Source organism: Microbacterium pratiae (assembly GCF_047302165.1).
Lineage (GTDB): Bacteria > Actinomycetota > Actinomycetes > Actinomycetales > Microbacteriaceae > Microbacterium.
The window spans coordinates 1903830-1921461 of sequence record NZ_CP154843.1; the positions used below are offsets into that span (position 1 = coordinate 1903830).

The window sequence follows — 17632 nt, forward strand, 5'->3', positions numbered from 1 at the left end:
ATGCAGACCACGCGCTCCGTGCGGCCCTTCGAGGTCATCAGCGAATACGTTCCGAGCGGTGACCAGCCCCAGGCGATCGCCGACCTCGCGGGCCGCATCAATGCGGGCGAGACCGACGTCGTCCTGTTGGGCGCGACCGGTACGGGCAAGTCGGCGACGACGGCGTGGCTGATCGAGCAGGTGCAGCGTCCGACCCTCGTCATGGCGCACAACAAGACCCTCGCCGCGCAGCTGGCGAACGAGTTCCGCGACCTCATGCCGAACAATGCGGTCGAGTACTTCGTCAGCTATTACGACTACTACCAGCCCGAGGCGTACGTCCCACAGACCGACACCTTCATCGAGAAGGACTCCTCGATCAACGCCGAGGTCGAGCGACTGCGGCACTCGACGACCAACTCGCTTCTGAGCCGTCGCGACGTCGTCGTCGTCAGCACGGTCTCGTGCATCTACGGTCTCGGTGCGCCCGAGGAGTATCTGCGCGCCATGGTGGCGCTGCAGGTGGGCGAGCGGTACGACCGTGATGCCCTCATCCGCAAGTTCATCGCGATGCAGTACAACCGCAACGACGTGGACTTCTCGCGCGGCAACTTCCGCGTGCGCGGCGACACTATCGAGATCATCCCGGTGTACGAGGAGTACGCGATCCGCATCGAGCTCTTCGGCGACGAGATCGAGGCGCTGTACATGCTGCATCCCCTGACGGGCGACATCGTGCAGAAGATGGACAGCGTCCCGGTCTTCCCGGCCTCGCATTACGTGGCGGGCACCGAGACGGTCCAGCGCGCCATCGGAACCATCGAGCACGAACTGGCCGAGCGCCTGAAGGAGTTCGAGAGCCAGGGCAAGCTGCTCGAGGCGCAGCGACTGCGCATGCGCACGACATTCGATCTCGAGATGCTCCAGCAGCTCGGCTTCTGCTCGGGCATCGAGAACTACTCGCGGCACCTCGACGGTCGGTCACCGGGCGAGCCGCCCCACACGCTGCTCGACTTCTTCCCCGACGACTTCCTGCTCGTGATCGACGAGTCGCACGTGACCGTTCCGCAGATCGGCGCGATGTACGAGGGCGACGCGTCTCGAAAGCGGACGCTCGTCGACCACGGATTCCGACTGCCGAGCGCGATGGACAACCGTCCGCTCCGCTTCGACGAGTTCAAGGAGCGCGTCGGACAGACCGTGTACCTCTCCGCGACGCCGGGGCGGTACGAGATGGGCATCGCCGACGGCGTGGTCGAGCAGATCATCCGTCCCACGGGCCTCGTCGATCCCGAGATCATCATCAAGCCCTCTAAGGGGCAGATCGATGACCTGCTCGAGGAGATCCGACTCCGAGTCGAGCGCGACGAGCGCGTGCTCGTCACGACGCTCACGAAGAAGATGGCCGAGGAGCTCACCGACTTCCTCGGCGAGCACGGTGTGCGGGTGCGCTACCTGCACTCCGACGTCGACACGCTCCGCCGCGTCGAGTTGCTAACCGAGTTGCGCCAGGGCGCCTACGACGTGCTCGTCGGCATCAACCTCCTGCGCGAGGGCCTCGACCTCCCCGAAGTGTCGCTCGTCGCGATCCTCGACGCCGACAAGGAGGGGTTCCTGCGTTCGGGAACCTCCCTCATCCAGACGATCGGCCGTGCGGCACGAAACGTCTCGGGACAGGTGCACATGTACGCCGACAAGATCACCGACTCGATGGCCGCGGCCATCGAGGAGACCGAGCGTCGCCGAGAGAAGCAGATCGCCTACAACCTCGAAAACGGCATCGACCCGCAGCCGCTGCGCAAGAAGATCGCCGACATCACGGACGCGCTCGCGCGCGAGGCATCCGATACCCGCGACCTGCTGAACGGCAAGGCGACGGCCCGCAACAAGTCGGGCAAGGGCAAGAGTCCGACACCGCAGCTGCGCCGTGAGGGCATCGCGGCCGAAGGCGCTCAGCAGCTCGAGTCGACGATCGAAGACCTCTCGCAGCAGATGCTCGCCGCAGCGGCAGAACTCAAGTTCGAGCTGGCGGGCCGTCTGCGCGACGAGGTGCAGGATCTGAAGAAGGAGCTGCGCGCGATGGAGCGGGCCGGACACGCCTGACCGAGAACGGCCGTCCGCTGCGCTGACGGTCGTCGACGGGGTCGGCGCTGCTCGGGCCTCAGCGAGGGCAGTGCAGCAGCGGTTTCGGGCCGCTCCGGTCGACGTCGTGCTCCGTCATGGGATGACCGCAGAGCGGGCAGGCGCGGCCCGTGCGCTCCGGTTCGGGCTCGGTCTCGTACGGACCGACCGATGCGGGGCCGGCGGCGCGGATGAGGCGCGAGTTCAGATAGGCGTACCAGCCGCCCGCCTCGCGGACGCGCGTGCGAAGGGGAGGGCGACGGTCGGGCTCGGTCATGATCATCAGTGTACTAACGATTAGGGCATATAGGATACGAGCGTGGACTCCGCCGACGACATGTTGAAGCTCGACAACCAGCTGTGCTTCGCGCTGGTCACCGCCGCCCGGAACGTCGTGGCCATCTACCGGCCGATCCTTGAGCCGCTCGGCCTGACGCATCCCCAGTACCTCGTGATGCTCGCGCTGTGGGAGGCATCTCCGCAGGCGCTGGGGGAGCTGGCGGCCGATCTCGCGATGGAGCCGGCGACGCTGTCTCCACTCGTCAAGCGTCTCGAAGTCCAGGGGCTCGTCACGCGTGCCCGGCGCCGGGGTGACGAGCGCGTGCTCGAGATCGGGCTGACCGCCGACGGTCGAGCGCTGCGCGCGGATGCGGTCCGCGTCCCGGAACAGGTCATGGCGGCGGTCGGGATGACGGTCGACGACGTGACGGCGCTGCGTGACGGACTCGAGCCGTTCGCGGGCCGGCGCGTCCCTCGGGAGTAGCCGTCACTACCGCATCGGTGAGCCCAGGGCGAACCTCGGAGCCGGTGTCGGAGGCCCCACCTAGACTTGTGCGGTGCCCATCGTCCCCGTCGCTTCCTCATCGAAACTCAGCGTCCGCGGAGCCCGCGTCCACAACCTCAAGGACGTGGATCTCGACATCCCGCGCGACAGTCTCGTCGTCTTCACCGGCCTCTCCGGGTCGGGAAAGTCGAGTCTCGCCTTCGACACGATCTTCGCCGAGGGTCAGCGCCGTTACGTCGAGTCGCTGAGCGCTTACGCGCGCCAGTTCCTCGGGCAGGTCGACCGCCCTGACGTCGATTTCATCGAGGGCCTCAGCCCGGCGGTCTCCATCGATCAGAAGTCGACGAACCGCAACCCGCGGTCAACGGTCGGCACGATCACCGAGATCCACGACTACATGCGTCTGCTCTGGGCGCGCATCGGCGTTCCCCACTGCCCCGAATGCGGTGAGCGCATCCAGCGCCAGACGGTCCAGCAGATCGCCGACCAGCTCATGGAGCTCCCCGAGCGCACCCGCTATCAGGTCGTGGCGCCGGTGGTGACGCAGAAGAAGGGCGAGTTCGTCGACCTCTTCAAGGAGCTGAGCGCGAAGGGCTATGCCCGTGCCGTCGTCGACGGTGATGTGGTGTCCCTCGCCGAGCCGCCGACGCTGAAGAAGAGCTACAAGCACGACATCGCGGTGGTCGTCGACCGGCTCGTGGCCGGACCCGATCTGCTCGGACGCGTGACCGACTCCGTCGAGACGGCGCTTGCGCTCGCCGGTGGCGTCATCAAGATCAATTTCGTCGACGAAGAGGGCGATGCCGCCTGGCAGAGCTTCAGCGAGAAGCTCGCCTGCCCCAACGGACACGCGATCCAGCTCACGGAGATCGAGCCGCGCACCTTCTCGTTCAACGCACCCTTCGGCGCATGCCCGACGTGCTCCGGTCTCGGCACCCGGATGTCGGTCGACGCCGAGCTCATGCTGGGTGACGAGGAGCTCTCCATCGCCGAGGGCGTCCTCCTGCCGTGGACGACGCAGGGCAAGGGACTCTTCCAGTACTACGAGCGCCTTCTCGAAGGCCTCGCATCCGACCTGAAGTTCTCGCTCAAGACCCCGTGGCGCGACCTCCCCGGCGATGTGCAGGACGCGGTGCTGCGCGGCGAGAACTACAAGGTGACCGTCAAGTGGAAGAACCGCTACGGACGCGAGATGCGGTACGCCTCCGGCTTCGAAGGGGTCATCCCCTACATCGAACGCCAGTACCTCCAGGCCGAGACCGATACGCAGCGTCAGCGCTGGGCCGAGTACCTGCGCGAGGTCCCGTGCCCCGCGTGCGACGGCGACCGGCTCAAGCCGGAGGTGCTCGCCGTCCGCGTCCACGAGCGCTCCATCGCCGACGTGGCGCGTCTGAGCCTCGCCGAGGCGCAGAGCTACTTCAACCAGCTCGAGCTCACCGAGCGCGAGGCGAAGATCGCGGCAGCGGTGCTGCGCGAGATCCGTGCTCGCCTCGACTTCCTCATCGAGGTCGGGCTCAACTACCTCAGCCTGGGTCGCGCCGCGGGATCGCTGTCGGGTGGCGAGGCGCAGCGCATTCGTCTGGCGACTCAGATCGGTTCCGGTCTCACCGGTGTCCTCTACGTCCTCGACGAGCCCTCGATCGGACTGCACCAGCGCGACAACCGGCGCTTGATCGACACGCTCGTCAAGCTGAAGAACCTCGGCAACACCCTCATCGTCGTCGAGCACGACGAAGAGACGATCGCAGCAGCCGACTGGGTCGTCGACATCGGTCCGCGCGCGGGCGTCGAGGGCGGCAATGTCGTGCACTCCGGCCCCTACGACGCTCTGCTCGCCGACGAGAGCTCCATGACCGGCGACTATCTGTCGGGGCGGCGGTCGCTCGAGACGCCGACGAAGCGCCGCAAGATCGACAAGAAGCGGATGCTGACGGTCGTCGGCGCACGTGCCAACAACCTGAAGAACGTCACGGCCGAGTTCCCGCTCGGCGTGCTGACCTCCGTCACCGGGGTGAGCGGTTCGGGCAAGTCCACGCTGGTCAACGGCATCCTCTACGAGGTGCTGGCGACACGTCTGAACGGCGCCCGCCGCGTCGCGGGCAAGCACACCCGCGTCACGGGGCTCGACAACCTCGACAAGGTCGTGCACGTCGACCAGGCGCCGATCGGCCGCACCCCGCGCTCGAACCCGGCCACCTACACGGGTGTCTTCGACCGCATCCGCAACCTGTTCAGCGAGACGCCCGAGGCGAAGGTCCGCGGCTACCTGCCCGGCCGCTTCTCGTTCAACGTCAAGGGCGGTCGCTGCGAGGCGTGCTCGGGTGACGGCACGCTGAAGATCGAGATGAACTTCCTGCCCGACGTCTACGTCGACTGCGAGGTGTGCCACGGCAAGCGGTACAACCGAGACACCCTCGCCGTGCACTACAAGGGCAAGAACATCGCCGAGGTCCTCGAGATGCCCATCTCGGAGGCTGCGGAGTTCTTCGAGCCGATCCAGGCGATCCACCGTTATCTGAAGACGCTCGTCGACGTCGGGCTCGGCTACGTGCGGCTCGGTCAGTCCGCCACGACGCTGTCGGGTGGCGAGGCGCAGCGTGTCAAGCTCGCCACCGAGCTGCAGCGTCGTTCGAACGGCCGGAGCATCTACGTGCTCGACGAGCCCACGACGGGTCTGCACTTCGAAGACGTCCGCAAGCTCCTCGAGGTGCTCAATGGTCTGGTCGACAAGGGCAACACCGTCATCACGATCGAGCACAACCTCGATGTGATCAAGGCCTCCGACTGGATCATCGACCTCGGACCCGAGGGAGGAGCGGGCGGCGGCACGATCGTGGCGACGGGCACACCCGAGCAGGTCGCGGGTGTCGCGGAGAGCCACACCGGCCAGTTCCTCGCCGAGATCCTGGGGGCCCCGGCGGCGCGCAAGGCGGGCTGACGTGGCGAACGTCCTTCCCTACCGACCCAAAGCGGGCGAGATCCCGACCGATCCGGGCGTCTACCGCTTCCGCGACGCGGACGGGCGGGTGCTGTACGTCGGTAAGGCGAAGAACCTGCGGGCGCGCCTGTCGAACTACTTCGCCCCGCTCCACACCCTCCACGAGCGCACGCGCCGGATGGTCACGACAGCGGCATCCGTCGAGTGGACGGTGGTGGCGACCGACGTCGACTCGCTCCAGCTGGAGTACATGTGGATCAAGGAGTTCGATCCGCCGTTCAACGTCCGCTATCGCGACGACAAGTCCTACCCCTTCATGGCGATCACCCTCGCCGATGAGGCGCCGCGGGTGATCGTGACGCGCAATCGGCGGATTCCCGGCGCCAAGTACTTCGGTCCCTACCCCAAGGTCTGGGCGGTGCACGAGACCATCGACCTGATGATCAAGGTGTTCCCGATCCGGACGTGCAGCGATTCGTCGTACAAAAAGGCCATGGCTTCGGGACGCCCCTGCTTCCCGGGTCAGATCGGCCGCTGCGGCGGGCCGTGCTCGATGAAGGTCACGATCGAGGAGCACCGCGCGATGGTCGACGATTTCGTCGCCTTCATGTCGGGCGGCGACCAGCGTTTCGCCCGCGAGCTCACGACTCGGATGCGCGAGTCCGCCGCGGCGATGGACTACGAATCCGCGGCCGTCTATCGCGACAAGCTGCAGGCGATCGATGCCGTCCTGAACAAGAGCGCGCTCGTGCTCGAGGACGACATGGACGCCGACCTCTTCGGCATCGCCGAGGACGAGCTCGCGGCCGCTGTCCAGCACTTCGTGGTGCGCGGCGGTCGCATCCGCGGTGTTCGCGCGACGACCATCGAGAAGGAGATCGACATCTCGGGCGCCGACCTGGTCGATCAGGTGCTCCAGCGGACGTACGGGGATGCCGCAGCAGGCGACATCCCGCGCAACGTGTTCGTCCCGACGCTCCCGGGGGACGCGGGGGAGCTCGAGCAGTGGCTCCAGACCCGACGCGGCAAGCGCGTGACGATCCAGGTCGCGCAGCGCGGGCGCAAGGCCGATCTCATGAAGACCGCGAGCATCAACGCTCAGCAGGCGCTGATGCTCCACAAGACCCGCCGTACGAGCGACTACGTCGCTCGCAGCCAGGCTCTGACCGACCTGCAGGAGGCGCTCGGTCTGGACGAGGCGCCGCTGCGCATCGAGTGCTACGACGTGTCCCACCTGTCCGGAACCAACGTCGTCGCCTCGCTCGTCGTGTTCGAGGACGGGCTGCCACGCAAGGACCAGTACCGCATCTTCGGCGTCAACGAGACGACGGACGACACCGACTCGATGTACCAGGTGCTCACGCGCCGGCTCGCCTACCTCGACCGTCCCGACGAGGAGGACGAGCCCGTTCCCGACGCCACCGCCGACGGCGAGGTCGTCACGGCGCGCAAGCGCCCGCGTTTCGCCTACCGGCCCCAGCTGCTCGTCGTCGACGGCGGCAAGCCGCAGGTCGAGGCCGCGGCCCGGGCGCTCGCGGATGCCGGTCACACCGAGATCGCGCTCTGCGGCATCGCCAAGCGTCTCGAGGAGATCTGGTTGCCGGGGGAGGAGTACCCCGTCATCCTTCCCCGCACGTCCGAATCGCTCTACCTTCTGCAGCGCCTCCGAGACGAGGCGCATCGCTTCGCGATCGTCCATCAGCGCAAGCGCCGCAAGCGCGACATCACCTCCGTGCTCTCCGAGGTGCCCGGCCTGGGGGCGGCGCGCATCAAGGCGCTGCTGCGCCATTTCGGGTCCGTCTCGAAGCTCAAGCAGGCCACTCCGGAGGAGATCCAGGAGCTGCCGGGCATCGGGCCGCGGCTGGCCGAGGCGATCCATCGGCACCTCGCAGACGGATAGGCTGGGCACCGGCGAACGACAGGGGTGGTGACGGTGACCGACGAGGTTCCGGCGGGCGAGATTCTCATCGTCACGGGTATGTCCGGGGCCGGTCGCACGACGGCCGCCAACGCCCTCGAAGACCTCGGCTGGTACGTGGTCGACAACCTGCCGCCGCAGATGCTGCGCCCGCTCCTCGAGCTCAGCGAGCTGGCGGGCAACGCGCTGCCCCGCGTCGCGGCCGTCGTCGATGTGCGGGGAGGTGAGCTGTTCGCCGCGCTGCCCGACATCACGCGGGCGTTGCGACACGGCCGCGCGCTTCGGATCCTCTTCCTCGACGCGGCCGACGAGGTGCTCGTGCGACGGTTCGAATCGGTGCGGCGCCCGCATCCGCTGCAGGGCGACGGCACCCTCGTCGACGGCATCCGTCGCGAACGTGAACGACTCGCACCGATCCGTGAGAGCGCCGACGTGATCGTCGACACCTCTCGCGACAACATCCATCAGCTCGCGACGTACATCGCCGACCTCTTCGCCGACGACGGCGCGGCGCGGCACACGGTCACGGTCATGAGCTTCGGTTTCAAGTACGGGCTGCCGCCCGATGCGGACCTCGTCGCCGACATGCGCTTCCTTCCGAATCCGTTCTGGAACCCCGACCTCAAAGCCCTCACGGGCGAGGACGACGCGGTGCGCGAGGAGGTGCTCTCGCACGAGAACGCGCGCGAGTTCATCGACGCCTACGCCGCGGCGCTCACGCCGGTTCTGCGCGGTTATCAGGACGAGAACAAGCGTCATTCGGTGATCGCCGTCGGATGCACCGGCGGCAAGCACCGCTCCGTCGTGACGGCGCGCGAGCTCGCCCAGCGGTTGTCCGGACTCCCGGGTGTGGCGGTGCGACTCAAGCATCGCGACCTCGGTCGCGAGTAGGCTGTTCCTTCGTCCCCCGAACCCCTGCCGAAGGAGCGCCGTGCCGCTGACCGCTGACGTCAAGACCGAGTTGGCTGCGATGCGCGACCCTCGACCCGCCGCCCGGGTGGCCGAGGTGACCGCGATCCTGCGCTTTGCGGGCGGTCTGCACTCCATCGCGGGCCGTGTGGCCGTCGAGGCCGAGGTCGACTCGGAGATCCTCGCGCGCCGCGTGGCACGCGAGCTCGTCGAGATCTACGGCGTGCGGCCCGAGCTGGCGCGCATTCAGGCCTCGGGCGGACGAGACGGGGCGACCTTCGCCGTGCGCGTCCGTGACGGCGGCGAGACCCTGGCGCGTCAGACCGGTCTCCTCGACCAGCGTCGACGCCCGGTGCGCGGTCTTCCCAATCGACTGACCACCGGGTCACGTCCCGACCTGGCCGCGCTGTGGCGCGGGGCGTTCCTCGCCGCCGGGTCGCTGTCGGATCCCGGCCGGTCCGCCGCTCTGGAGATCTCGTGCCCGTCGCCGGAGGCGGCGATGGCTCTCGTCGGCGCCGCTCACCGGCTGGGCATCGCCGCGAAGGCGCGCGAAGTCCGCGGCATCCCGCGCGTCGTCGTCCGTGACGGCGAGGCGATTCGCCAGACCCTCGCGGAGATGGGCGCGACCCGTACCGCCGACACCTGGGACCAGATGCGGCAGCGCCGGGAGGTACGCGCCGGCGTCAACCGTCTCGTCAACTTCGACGACGCGAACCTGCGTCGCTCCGCTCAGGCGGCTGTCGCGGCCTGCGCGCGCGTCGAACGTGCCCTCGAGATCCTGGGGGACGAGGTGCCCGATCACCTCAAGCAGGCGGGCGATCTCCGCCTCGCTCACCGCGACGCGAGCCTCGACGAGCTTGGACACCACGCCGACCCGCCGCTCACGAAGGACGCCGTCGCCGGCCGCATCCGACGCCTCCTCGCGATGGCCGACAAGAAGGCCGCCGCCGAAGGGCTTCCCGACACCGAGTCTGCGGTGCCGGCCGGTCTCTCCGACTGAGCGACCGCTCCGGCGTTACACCGCGTCTCGAACGGGAAGCAACCGGGTGTGCGACGCGTTGCCTCTCAATAGGATGAGAAACGTCCACGAGGCGTGCGGTCGCGCGCCTTCGACAGCACGAGCCGCGCGCTGCGCGGTGCTGACAGGAGATAGAGAATGACGAAGTACACCCTTCCCGAGCTCCCCTACGATTACGCGGCTCTCGAGCCGCACATCAGCGGCAAGATCATGGAGCTTCATCACTCCAAGCACCACCAGGCGTACGTGACCGGCGCCAACACCGCTCTCGAGCAGCTCGCGGAGGCCCGCGAGACCGGCAACCTCGCGAACGTCAACAAGCTCGAGAAGGACCTCGCGTTCAACCTCGGCGGACACGTCAACCACTCCATCTTCTGGACCAACCTCTCGCCCGAGGGCGGCGGCGAGCCCGAGGGCGAGCTCCGCGCGGCGATCGACGAGTTCTTCGGCGGTTTCGACAAGTTCCAGGCCCACTTCACGGCAGCCGCCACCGGCATCCAGGGATCGGGCTGGGCCGTGCTCAGCTGGGACCCGATCGGCGCGCAGCTGATCATCCAGCAGCTGTTCGACCAGCAGTCGAACACGGCACAGGGAACCGTCCCGATCTTCCAGCTCGACATGTGGGAGCACGCCTTCTACCTCGACTACCTCAACGTCAAGGCGGACTACGTCAAGGCGGCGTGGAACATCGCCAACTGGCAGAACGTCGCCGAGCGCTTTGTGACGGCTCGGGAGAAGACGGCCGGCCTGCTCGCGTAGTAGGGTCATAAACAGGTGAGGATGCCGGGCTCCTCCCGGCAACGGGAGCCGAACCCGGCATCCTCTTCTTTTTCATCAGATCGCGTTTCGGTCAGCCAGCACGGGCTTTTCCGGCGCGACAAGAAACGGGAGACATCGTGTCTGTCAAGATCGGCATCAACGGCTTCGGCCGCATCGGACGCAACTACCTCCGCGCCGCCCTCGCTCAGGGCGCGGACCTCGAGATCGTGGCGGTGAACGACCTCACCGACAACAAGACTCTCGCCCACCTGCTCAAGTACGACTCGATCCTGGGTCGCCTGGACGCCGAGGTCACGTACTCGGAGGACTCGATCACGGTCGGCGGCAAGACCATCAAGGTCTTCGAAGAGCGCGACCCCGCCAACCTGCCCTGGGGCGAGCTGGGCGTCGACATCGTCATCGAGTCGACCGGTCGCTTCACCAAGGCCGCCGACGCCGGCAAGCACATCGCCGGCGGTGCGAAGAAGGTCCTCATCTCGGCACCCGCCTCGGGTGAGGACGGCACCTTCGTCATCGGCGCCAACGAGGACCAGTACGACCCCGAGAACCACAACATCATCTCGAACGCGTCGTGCACCACGAACTGCCTCGCGCCCCTGGCCAAGGTCCTGAACGACGAGTTCGGCATCGTCAAGGGCCTCATGACGACGGTCCACGCATACACCGCTGACCAGAACCTCCAGGACGGCCCGCACAGCGACCTCCGTCGCGCCCGCGCCGCCGCCCTCAACATCGTCCCCACCTCGACCGGTGCGGCGAAGGCCATCGGCCTGGTCCTCCCCGAGCTGAAGGGCAAGCTGGACGGCTTCGCCCTCCGCGTGCCGGTTCCCACCGGTTCGGCGACCGACCTCACGGTCGAGCTCGAGCGCGAGGTCACCGTCGAGGAGATCAAGGCTGCGTACAAGGCTGCTGCCGAGGGTCCGCTCAAGGGCATCCTGAAGTACACCGAGGACGAGATCGTCTCGAGCGACATCGTCACCGACGACCACTCCTGCATCTTCGACGCCGGCCTGACCCGCGTCATCGGCAACCAGGTCAAGGTCGTCGGCTGGTACGACAACGAGTGGGGCTACTCCAACCGCCTCGTCGACCTCACCGAGCTCGTCGCCAGCAAGCTCTGACGACCATGGCTCTGCGAACCCTCGATTCGCTGGGCCCGCTCGCAGGAAAGCGCGTCATCGTCCGTGTTGACTTCAACGTCCCCCTGAAGGACGGAGTCATCACGGACGATGGCCGTGTGCGTGCGGCATTGCCCACCATCGACCACCTCATCGGTCAGGGAGCGCGCGTCATCGCGTGCTCGCACCTGGGCCGTCCCGACGGTTCCCCCGATCCGAAGTACTCGCTCGAGCCCGTCGCGCAGCGGCTGTCCGAGCTCCTCGGCAAGCCCGTCGCCTTCGCCGGCGACACCGTGGGCGAGTCGGCTCAGCAGGTCGTCGCCTCGCTGGGCGACGGCGACGTCGCGGTGATCGAGAACCTCCGATTCAACGCGGGAGAGACCGCGAAGGACGAGACCGAGCGCCGTGCGTTCGCGAAGCAGCTCGCTGCTCTCGGTGATGTGCTCGTCTCCGACGGCTTCGGTGTCGTGCACCGCAAGCAGGCGTCGGTCTACGAGCTCGCGCAGATCCTGCCCTCCGCCGCCGGTTTCCTCATCGAGAAGGAGGTCGACGTGCTCGACCGCCTCACCGAGAACCCGGAGCGTCCCTACGCGGTCGTGCTCGGCGGGTCGAAGGTGAGCGACAAGCTGGGTGTCATCGAGCACCTGCTGCCGCGCGCCGACAAGATCCTCGTCGGCGGTGGGATGCTGTTCACGTTCCTCGCTGCCCTCGGACACAAGGTCGGCAAGAGCCTTCTCGAGAGCGACCAGCTCGAGACGGTGAAGGGCTACATCGCCACGGCCAAGGAGCGCGGCGTCGAGCTCGTGCTCCCCGTCGACGCGGTGATGGCTTCCGGGTTCGCCGCGGACGCCGACCATGTGGTGGCCCCGGCCGACGCGCTGGAGGACACCGCTTTCGGTGCCGACGGCATGGGGCTCGACATCGGCCCGAAGACGGCGGAGCTCTTCGCCGACGCCATCCGCAGCTCCCGCACGGTGTTCTGGAACGGCCCGATGGGCGTGTTCGAGATGCCGGCGTTCGCCGCGGGAACGCGCACCGTCGCTCAGGCCCTCACCGAGGTCGACGGGCTGTCCGTCGTCGGCGGCGGCGACTCGGCCGCCGCGGTACGTCAGCTCGGCTTCGCCGACGATGCATTCGGACACATCTCGACCGGCGGCGGAGCGTCGCTGGAGTTCCTGGAGGGCAAGAAGCTGCCCGGTCTGGAGGTGCTCGGATGGGCATGAACCGTATGCCCCTCATCGCGGGCAACTGGAAGATGAACCTCGACCACCTGCAGGCGGTCGCGTTCGTGCAGAAGCTGCACTGGACGCTGAAGGATGCCAAGCACGAGGACGACTCGGTCGAGGTGGCGGTGTTCCCCCCGTTCACCGACCTGCGTACGGTGCAGACCCTGCTCGACGCCGACAAGATCGCGTTCGCGCTCGGCGCTCAGGACCTCTCGACGAAGGACTCCGGTGCCTACACCGGTGAGATCTCGGGTGCGTTCCTCAAGCAGCTCGACTGCCGGTACGTGATCATCGGTCACTCGGAGCGTCGTGAGTACCACGACGAGACCGACGACGTGGTCGCCGCCAAGGTTCAGGCGGCTCTGCGTCACGGACTCGCTCCCGTCATCTGCGTGGGCGAGACCGCTGAGGATCTCGAGAAGCACGGCGCATCGGCGGTGCCGGTGGCGCAGCTCGAGACCGCTCTCGCGGGCGTGGCGGCGGATGCGGACATCGTCGTGGCGTACGAGCCGGTCTGGGCCATCGGCTCGGGTCAGGCCGCGACGCCGCAGCAGGCGCAGGACGTGTGCGCGAAGCTCCGCGAGGTCGTCGGCTCGGTGCTCGGCGCTGACGCTGCCGCGCGCACCCGCATCCTCTACGGCGGGTCGGTGAAGTCGACGAACATCGCCGGCTTCATGCGCGAGCCCGATGTCGACGGTGCTCTCGTCGGAGGCGCGAGCCTCGTTGCAGACGAGTTCGCCGCGATCATCCGCTACCAGAAGCACGTCGGCGTGTGACGTCGTGCGGCCCGGCGACCCACCGGTCGTCGGGCCGCACGCGTATCCGCGCGGCTGCTGGATATACTTGATCCTCGTGCGATCGGAATGATCGCCGGAAAGGTGACGACCACCGTGCAGATCCTCGAGTTCGTGCTGCAGGTGCTTCTGGGCATCACCAGCCTGCTCCTGACGTTGCTCATCCTGCTCCACAAGGGGCGTGGCGGCGGCCTGTCCGACATGTTCGGTGGCGGGATGAGTTCCGCGATGGGCTCATCGGGCCTCGCTGAGCGCAACCTCAACCGGTTCACGATCGTGCTCGCGCTCGCCTGGTTCCTCTCCATCGTCGCGCTGGGCCTCATCACGAAGTTCACGGTGATCTGATGGCCACCGGAGGAAACGCCATCCGAGGCACCCGCGTTGGTGCCGGCCCCATGGGGGAGCAGGACCACGGTCACCACGCGGATCGCGTCGCGATCTCGTACTGGGACGCCCTCGGCAACGAGACCGTTCGCTACTTCGCGGCGGGCATCGCCGACGAGGAGATCCCCGAGACCATCGACTCGCCCCACTCCGGACTTCCGGCCGGTCGCGACAAGGCCAACCCGCCCGCCGTCGCCAAGACGGAGCCCTACAAGACCCACCTCGCCTACGTGAAGGAACGCCGCACGGACGAAGAGGCCGAGCAGCTCCTCGATGAGGCGCTGCAGCAGCTTCGTGAGCGGCGCGGGCTGAACTGACGCGACATTCGTCGCGATACACGAAGAGAGCGGATGCCACGGCATCCGCTCTCTTCGTTCGTCTGGCCGACAGCCGGCGTCAGTACTGGTCGTCGATGAGCTCCGGCGGCACCTGGGCGGCGGTCGCTTCGTCGGTGAAAAGGATGGTGCGACGGGTGCCCTTCGCACCGGCGGCCGGCACGCTGTGATAGCTGGCGCCCGCGAGAGCGAGGCCCAGGGCGGCGGACTTGTCGGGACCGGCCAGCACCATCCACACGCGCTTTGACGCGTTGATCACCGGTCGTGTGAGGGTGACACGGTCGGACGGCGGCTTCGGCGAGTCGTGGACGGCGGAGACCGCGCTGTCGGTGATGCGGATCTCGCCGCGGTCCGGGAACAGCGAGGCGATGTGTCCGTCGGGCCCGACACCGAGGAAGCAGATGTCGAAGACGGGCCAGGCCGTCTCGTCCGACCCCGCAGCCGCGAGCTCTGCCGCGTAGGCCGTCGCCGCGGTCTCGGCATCCGATACCTCGTCCGACGCAGCGATCGGATGCACGTTCTCGGCGGGCACGGCGATCGCGTCGAGGAATGCCCGACGCGCGACCGCCTCGTTCCGATCATCGCTGTCACGGGGAACGAACCGTTCGTCGACCCACCAGAAGTGCACGCGTGACCAGTCGACGCTGTCGCGCTCCGGGTGCGACCCCAGTCGCTCGAGCACATCGCCGATGATGCCGCCGCCGGCGAGGCCGACGTTCACGGTCCGGCCATCCGCGCCCCACGTGGATACGCGGTTGAGGAAACGCGACGCGATGGAGTCCGTCAGGGTGTCGACGTCGGGACTGATGACGACGCGCTTCTCAGCGGTGGGCATCTCAGGCGTCTCCCGCCGGCGATCGGTGGAGCTGCGCCCAGCCGTCGGTGATGACTCGGCCGTACAGGACGTCGGGCCCGAGGCGCCGCAGCTCCTCGGCGAGGCACTCGCGGAGCGTACGCCGGGGGAGGACGAGGTCGTGCGAAGGCTGGCCCGGCTGGGTCAAGGTCGCATCGACCGTCGACGTGCGCTCGAGCAGGACGTCACCGCTCGGGCGCACGAGGCGCACGCTGCGGATGCCGTGCTCCCACTCCTCGCGGGGGGCGTACTGCCACTGGACAGGGACGTCGAGCATCAGACACAGCCAGGCTGCGAGCAGGCCCGTGGAGGGCGAGCTGCCGCTTCCGACGACCTCGACCGCGGTCACGGGGTCGTAGGGCGGCTGGTCCAGCACAGCGGCGAGCTGCTCGCGCCAGTGCGTCAGACGGGTCCAGGCGAGGTCGGTGTCACCGGGCGCGTAGCCGGCTCCGAGCGCCGCGAGACGTCCGCTGTCGTAGGGGAGGGTGGCGGCATCCGTGATGCGTCGCTGCGCGATGCGTCCGATGGGGGACTGCGACGGCTCTGCCGGCGGGTGATCGGGCCACCACGCCACGACGGGGGCATCCGGAAGCAGGAGACCCGTGATGAGGGCCTCGTCGTTGCTCGCCGCGCCGCCGCTGGCACGCAGGACGACGACCTCGCTCGCACCCGCATCGCCGCCGACCCGGATCTGCGCGTCGAGCTTCGACTCGCCCTCGGGGTTGGTGATCAGCACGATGACGCGCATGGGGTGCTCGCGCGAAGCGTCGTTCGCCGCCTCGATGGCGTCCTCTTCGAGTCCGTGCGAGGTCGCGATGACGAGCGTCAGCACGCGTCCGAGGGCGACGGCGCCGCCCTCCTCGCGCACGTTGACGAGTTCGCGGGCGATCTTCGACACCGTGGTGTCGGGCAGATCGACGATCATGGACGCCTCCAGACGCGGCCGTCGCGGGCCAGTAGTTCATCTGCGGAAGTGGGGCCCCACGAGCCGGGGGCGTACTGCTCGAGCGGGCCGCCCTGCTCGGCCCAGAACTCTTCCACCGGGTCGAGGATCCGCCACGACAGCTCGACCTCCTCGTGACGGGGGAACAGCGGCGGGTCGCCCAGGAGGACATCGAGGATGAGGCGCTCGTACGCTTCGGGGCTCGACTCGGTGAACGCGTGGCCGTAGCCGAAGTCCATCGTGACGTCGCGAACCTCGGTGGCCGCGCCCGGGACCTTCGACCCGAACCGGATCGTGACGCCCTCATCGGGCTGCACGCGGATCACGAGGGCGTTCTGACCGAGCTCGGTCGTCTGGTTGCGCAGGAACAGGTGCTGCGGTGCCCGCTTGAAGACGACGGCGATCTCGGTGACGCGACGCCCGAGGCGCTTGCCCGTCCGCAGGTAGAACGGCACACCGGCCCACCGACGTGTGGCGATGTCGACCTTGATGGCCGCGTAGGTCTCGGTCGTCGACTCGGGGTTCATGCCGTCCTCCGCGAGGAAGCCGGTCACCTCCTCGCCGCCCTGCCAGCCGCCGGCGTACTGACCGCGCGCGGTCGCCGTCGACAGGTCATCAGGCAGCTGGACCGCCGCGAGGACCTTCTCCTTCTCGGCACGGAGGTGGTTCGCCTCCATCGAGATGGGCTCTTCCATCGCCGTCAGCGCAAGAAGCTGGAGCAGGTGGTTCTGGATGACGTCGCGCGCCGCGCCGATGCCGTCGTAATAGCCGGCACGTCCACCGACGCCGATGTCCTCGGCCATCGTGATCTGGACGTGGTCGACGTAGTTCGCGTTCCAGATCGGCTCGAACATCTCGTTCGCGAAGCGAAGCGCGAGGATGTTCTGCACCGTCTCTTTGCCGAGGTAGTGGTCGATCCGGAAGATCGAGTCCGCCGGGAACGCCACTTCGAGCGCCGCGTTCAGCTCGCGAGCGGTCTTCAGGTCGCTGCCGAACGGCTTCTCGATGACCACACGACGCCACGTGTCCGCGTCGGCGTGCTCGTCGACGAGGCCCGAGTCCTTCAGCTGCTTCGCGACGATCGGGAAGTCCTTGGGAGGGATCGACAGGTAGAACGCGTGGTTGCCCATCGTCCCGCGGTCGACGTCGAGCTTCTCGACGGTCTCGCGCAGTCGGCTGAACGCGTCGGCATCGCCGAACTCACCCGAGACGAAGCGGATGCCCTGCAGGAGCTGCTTCCACGTCTCCTCTCGGAACGGCGTACGAGCGTACTGCTTCACCGCAGAATGCACGACCTCGGCGAAGTCCTGGTCCTCCCAGTCGCGTCGAGCGAACCCGACCAGGGCGAAGCCCGGGGGGAGGAGCCCGCGATTGGCGAGGTCGTACACGGCGGGCATGAGCTTCTTACGCGACAGGTCGCCGGTGACACCGAAGATCACGAGGGCGCTCGGCCCCGCGATGCGGTTCATTCGGCGGTCATCGGGATCGCGCAGGGGGTTGTGGGCGCGCGAGATCTCCACGGTCATGGGAGG

The 17632-nt window shown here is 67.9% G+C and carries 16 protein-coding genes; 12 read left to right on the forward strand and 4 right to left on the reverse strand.

What is annotated here, in order from left to right:
* A complete protein-coding gene (gene uvrB, locus AA0Y20_RS08925; protein ID WP_412938837.1) occupies positions 1 to 2082 on the forward strand; it encodes an excinuclease ABC subunit UvrB in 2082 nt (693 codons plus the stop codon).
* A gap of 58 nt (positions 2083 to 2140) precedes the next feature.
* Here the strand turns inward: uvrB and AA0Y20_RS08930 are convergent, their stop codons facing one another.
* A complete protein-coding gene (locus tag AA0Y20_RS08930; protein WP_412938838.1) occupies positions 2141 to 2383 on the reverse strand; it encodes a hypothetical protein in 243 nt (80 codons plus the stop codon).
* A 54-nt stretch (positions 2384 to 2437) separates the two neighbouring features.
* Between AA0Y20_RS08930 and AA0Y20_RS08935 the strand changes: the two genes are divergently transcribed.
* From AA0Y20_RS08935 to AA0Y20_RS08985, 11 genes are all read left to right on the forward strand, one after another.
* Positions 2438 to 2863, forward strand: coding sequence for a MarR family winged helix-turn-helix transcriptional regulator (locus AA0Y20_RS08935; protein WP_412939730.1), 426 nt, complete (start codon positions 2438 to 2440; stop codon positions 2861 to 2863).
* A 73-nt stretch (positions 2864 to 2936) separates the two neighbouring features.
* Positions 2937 to 5822: an excinuclease ABC subunit UvrA gene (gene uvrA / locus AA0Y20_RS08940; RefSeq protein WP_412938840.1), complete on the forward strand. Its 2886-nt coding sequence runs from the start codon at positions 2937 to 2939 to the stop codon at positions 5820 to 5822.
* 1 nt (position 5823) lies between these two features.
* Entirely contained in the window at positions 5824 to 7722 is a 1899-nt protein-coding gene (gene uvrC / locus AA0Y20_RS08945) for an excinuclease ABC subunit UvrC (protein ID WP_412938841.1), read from the forward strand.
* A 33-nt stretch (positions 7723 to 7755) separates the two neighbouring features.
* Entirely contained in the window at positions 7756 to 8631 is an 876-nt protein-coding gene (rapZ, locus tag AA0Y20_RS08950; protein ID WP_412938842.1) for an RNase adapter RapZ, read from the forward strand.
* Positions 8632 to 8671: 40 nt separating this feature from the next.
* A complete protein-coding gene (whiA, locus tag AA0Y20_RS08955) occupies positions 8672 to 9649 on the forward strand; it encodes a DNA-binding protein WhiA (RefSeq protein ID WP_412938844.1) in 978 nt (325 codons plus the stop codon).
* A gap of 156 nt (positions 9650 to 9805) precedes the next feature.
* Complete coding sequence (locus tag AA0Y20_RS08960; protein ID WP_412938845.1) at positions 9806 to 10426, forward strand: superoxide dismutase; 621 nt, start codon at positions 9806 to 9808, stop codon at positions 10424 to 10426.
* Between the two features lie 137 nt (positions 10427 to 10563).
* Entirely contained in the window at positions 10564 to 11568 is a 1005-nt protein-coding gene (gene gap, locus AA0Y20_RS08965; RefSeq protein WP_412938847.1) for a type I glyceraldehyde-3-phosphate dehydrogenase, read from the forward strand.
* 5 nt (positions 11569 to 11573) lie between these two features.
* Positions 11574 to 12788, forward strand: coding sequence for a phosphoglycerate kinase (locus tag AA0Y20_RS08970; protein WP_412938848.1), 1215 nt, complete (start codon positions 11574 to 11576; stop codon positions 12786 to 12788).
* Positions 12779 to 13567, forward strand: a complete 789-nt coding sequence (gene tpiA / locus AA0Y20_RS08975; RefSeq protein WP_412938849.1) for a triose-phosphate isomerase — start codon at positions 12779 to 12781, stop codon at positions 13565 to 13567. Before AA0Y20_RS08970 ends, tpiA begins: the two co-directional genes overlap by 10 nt.
* Positions 13568 to 13681: 114 nt before the next feature.
* On the forward strand, positions 13682 to 13930 hold the full coding sequence (gene secG / locus AA0Y20_RS08980; RefSeq protein ID WP_091500670.1) for a preprotein translocase subunit SecG: 249 nt from the start codon (positions 13682 to 13684) through the stop codon (positions 13928 to 13930).
* Positions 13930 to 14286: an RNA polymerase-binding protein RbpA gene (locus AA0Y20_RS08985; RefSeq protein WP_412938850.1), complete on the forward strand. Its 357-nt coding sequence runs from the start codon at positions 13930 to 13932 to the stop codon at positions 14284 to 14286. Before secG ends, AA0Y20_RS08985 begins: the two co-directional genes overlap by 1 nt.
* Positions 14287 to 14365: 79 nt before the next feature.
* Here the strand turns inward: AA0Y20_RS08985 and pgl are convergent, their stop codons facing one another.
* Genes pgl through zwf form a run of 3 tightly spaced genes read right to left on the reverse strand, consistent with a single transcriptional unit; the run spans position 14366 to position 17626 of the window.
* Complete coding sequence (gene pgl / locus AA0Y20_RS08990; protein WP_412938852.1) at positions 14366 to 15139, reverse strand: 6-phosphogluconolactonase; 774 nt, start codon at positions 15137 to 15139, stop codon at positions 14366 to 14368.
* A gap of 1 nt (position 15140) precedes the next feature.
* Positions 15141 to 16082, reverse strand: a complete 942-nt coding sequence (locus tag AA0Y20_RS08995; RefSeq protein WP_412938854.1) for a glucose-6-phosphate dehydrogenase assembly protein OpcA — start codon at positions 16080 to 16082, stop codon at positions 15141 to 15143.
* Positions 16079 to 17626, reverse strand: a complete 1548-nt coding sequence (zwf, locus tag AA0Y20_RS09000; RefSeq protein WP_412938856.1) for a glucose-6-phosphate dehydrogenase — start codon at positions 17624 to 17626, stop codon at positions 16079 to 16081. The genes AA0Y20_RS08995 and zwf overlap by 4 nt, the downstream gene beginning before the upstream one ends.
* Positions 17627 to 17632 lie beyond the last annotated feature (6 nt).

Bases quoted from the DNA above. Each gene is read 5' to 3' on its own strand.
- uvrB (WP_412938837.1), top strand. From the start codon at position 1: ATGCAGACCACGCGCTCCGTGCGGCCCTTCGAGGTCATCAGCGAATAC.
- AA0Y20_RS08985 (WP_412938850.1), top strand. From the start codon at position 13,930: ATGGCCACCGGAGGAAACGCCATCCGAGGCACCCGCGTTGGTGCCGGC.
- zwf (WP_412938856.1), bottom strand. From the start codon at position 17,626: ATGACCGTGGAGATCTCGCGCGCCCACAACCCCCTGCGCGATCCCGAT.
- AA0Y20_RS08970 (WP_412938848.1), top strand. From the start codon at position 11,574: ATGGCTCTGCGAACCCTCGATTCGCTGGGCCCGCTCGCAGGAAAGCGC.
- AA0Y20_RS08930 (WP_412938838.1), bottom strand. From the start codon at position 2,383: ATGATCATGACCGAGCCCGACCGTCGCCCTCCCCTTCGCACGCGCGTC.
- pgl (WP_412938852.1), bottom strand. From the start codon at position 15,139: ATGCCCACCGCTGAGAAGCGCGTCGTCATCAGTCCCGACGTCGACACC.
- tpiA (WP_412938849.1), top strand. From the start codon at position 12,779: ATGGGCATGAACCGTATGCCCCTCATCGCGGGCAACTGGAAGATGAAC.
- AA0Y20_RS08995 (WP_412938854.1), bottom strand. From the start codon at position 16,082: ATGATCGTCGATCTGCCCGACACCACGGTGTCGAAGATCGCCCGCGAA.
- AA0Y20_RS08960 (WP_412938845.1), top strand. From the start codon at position 9,806: ATGACGAAGTACACCCTTCCCGAGCTCCCCTACGATTACGCGGCTCTC.
- AA0Y20_RS08935 (WP_412939730.1), top strand. From the start codon at position 2,438: ATGTTGAAGCTCGACAACCAGCTGTGCTTCGCGCTGGTCACCGCCGCC.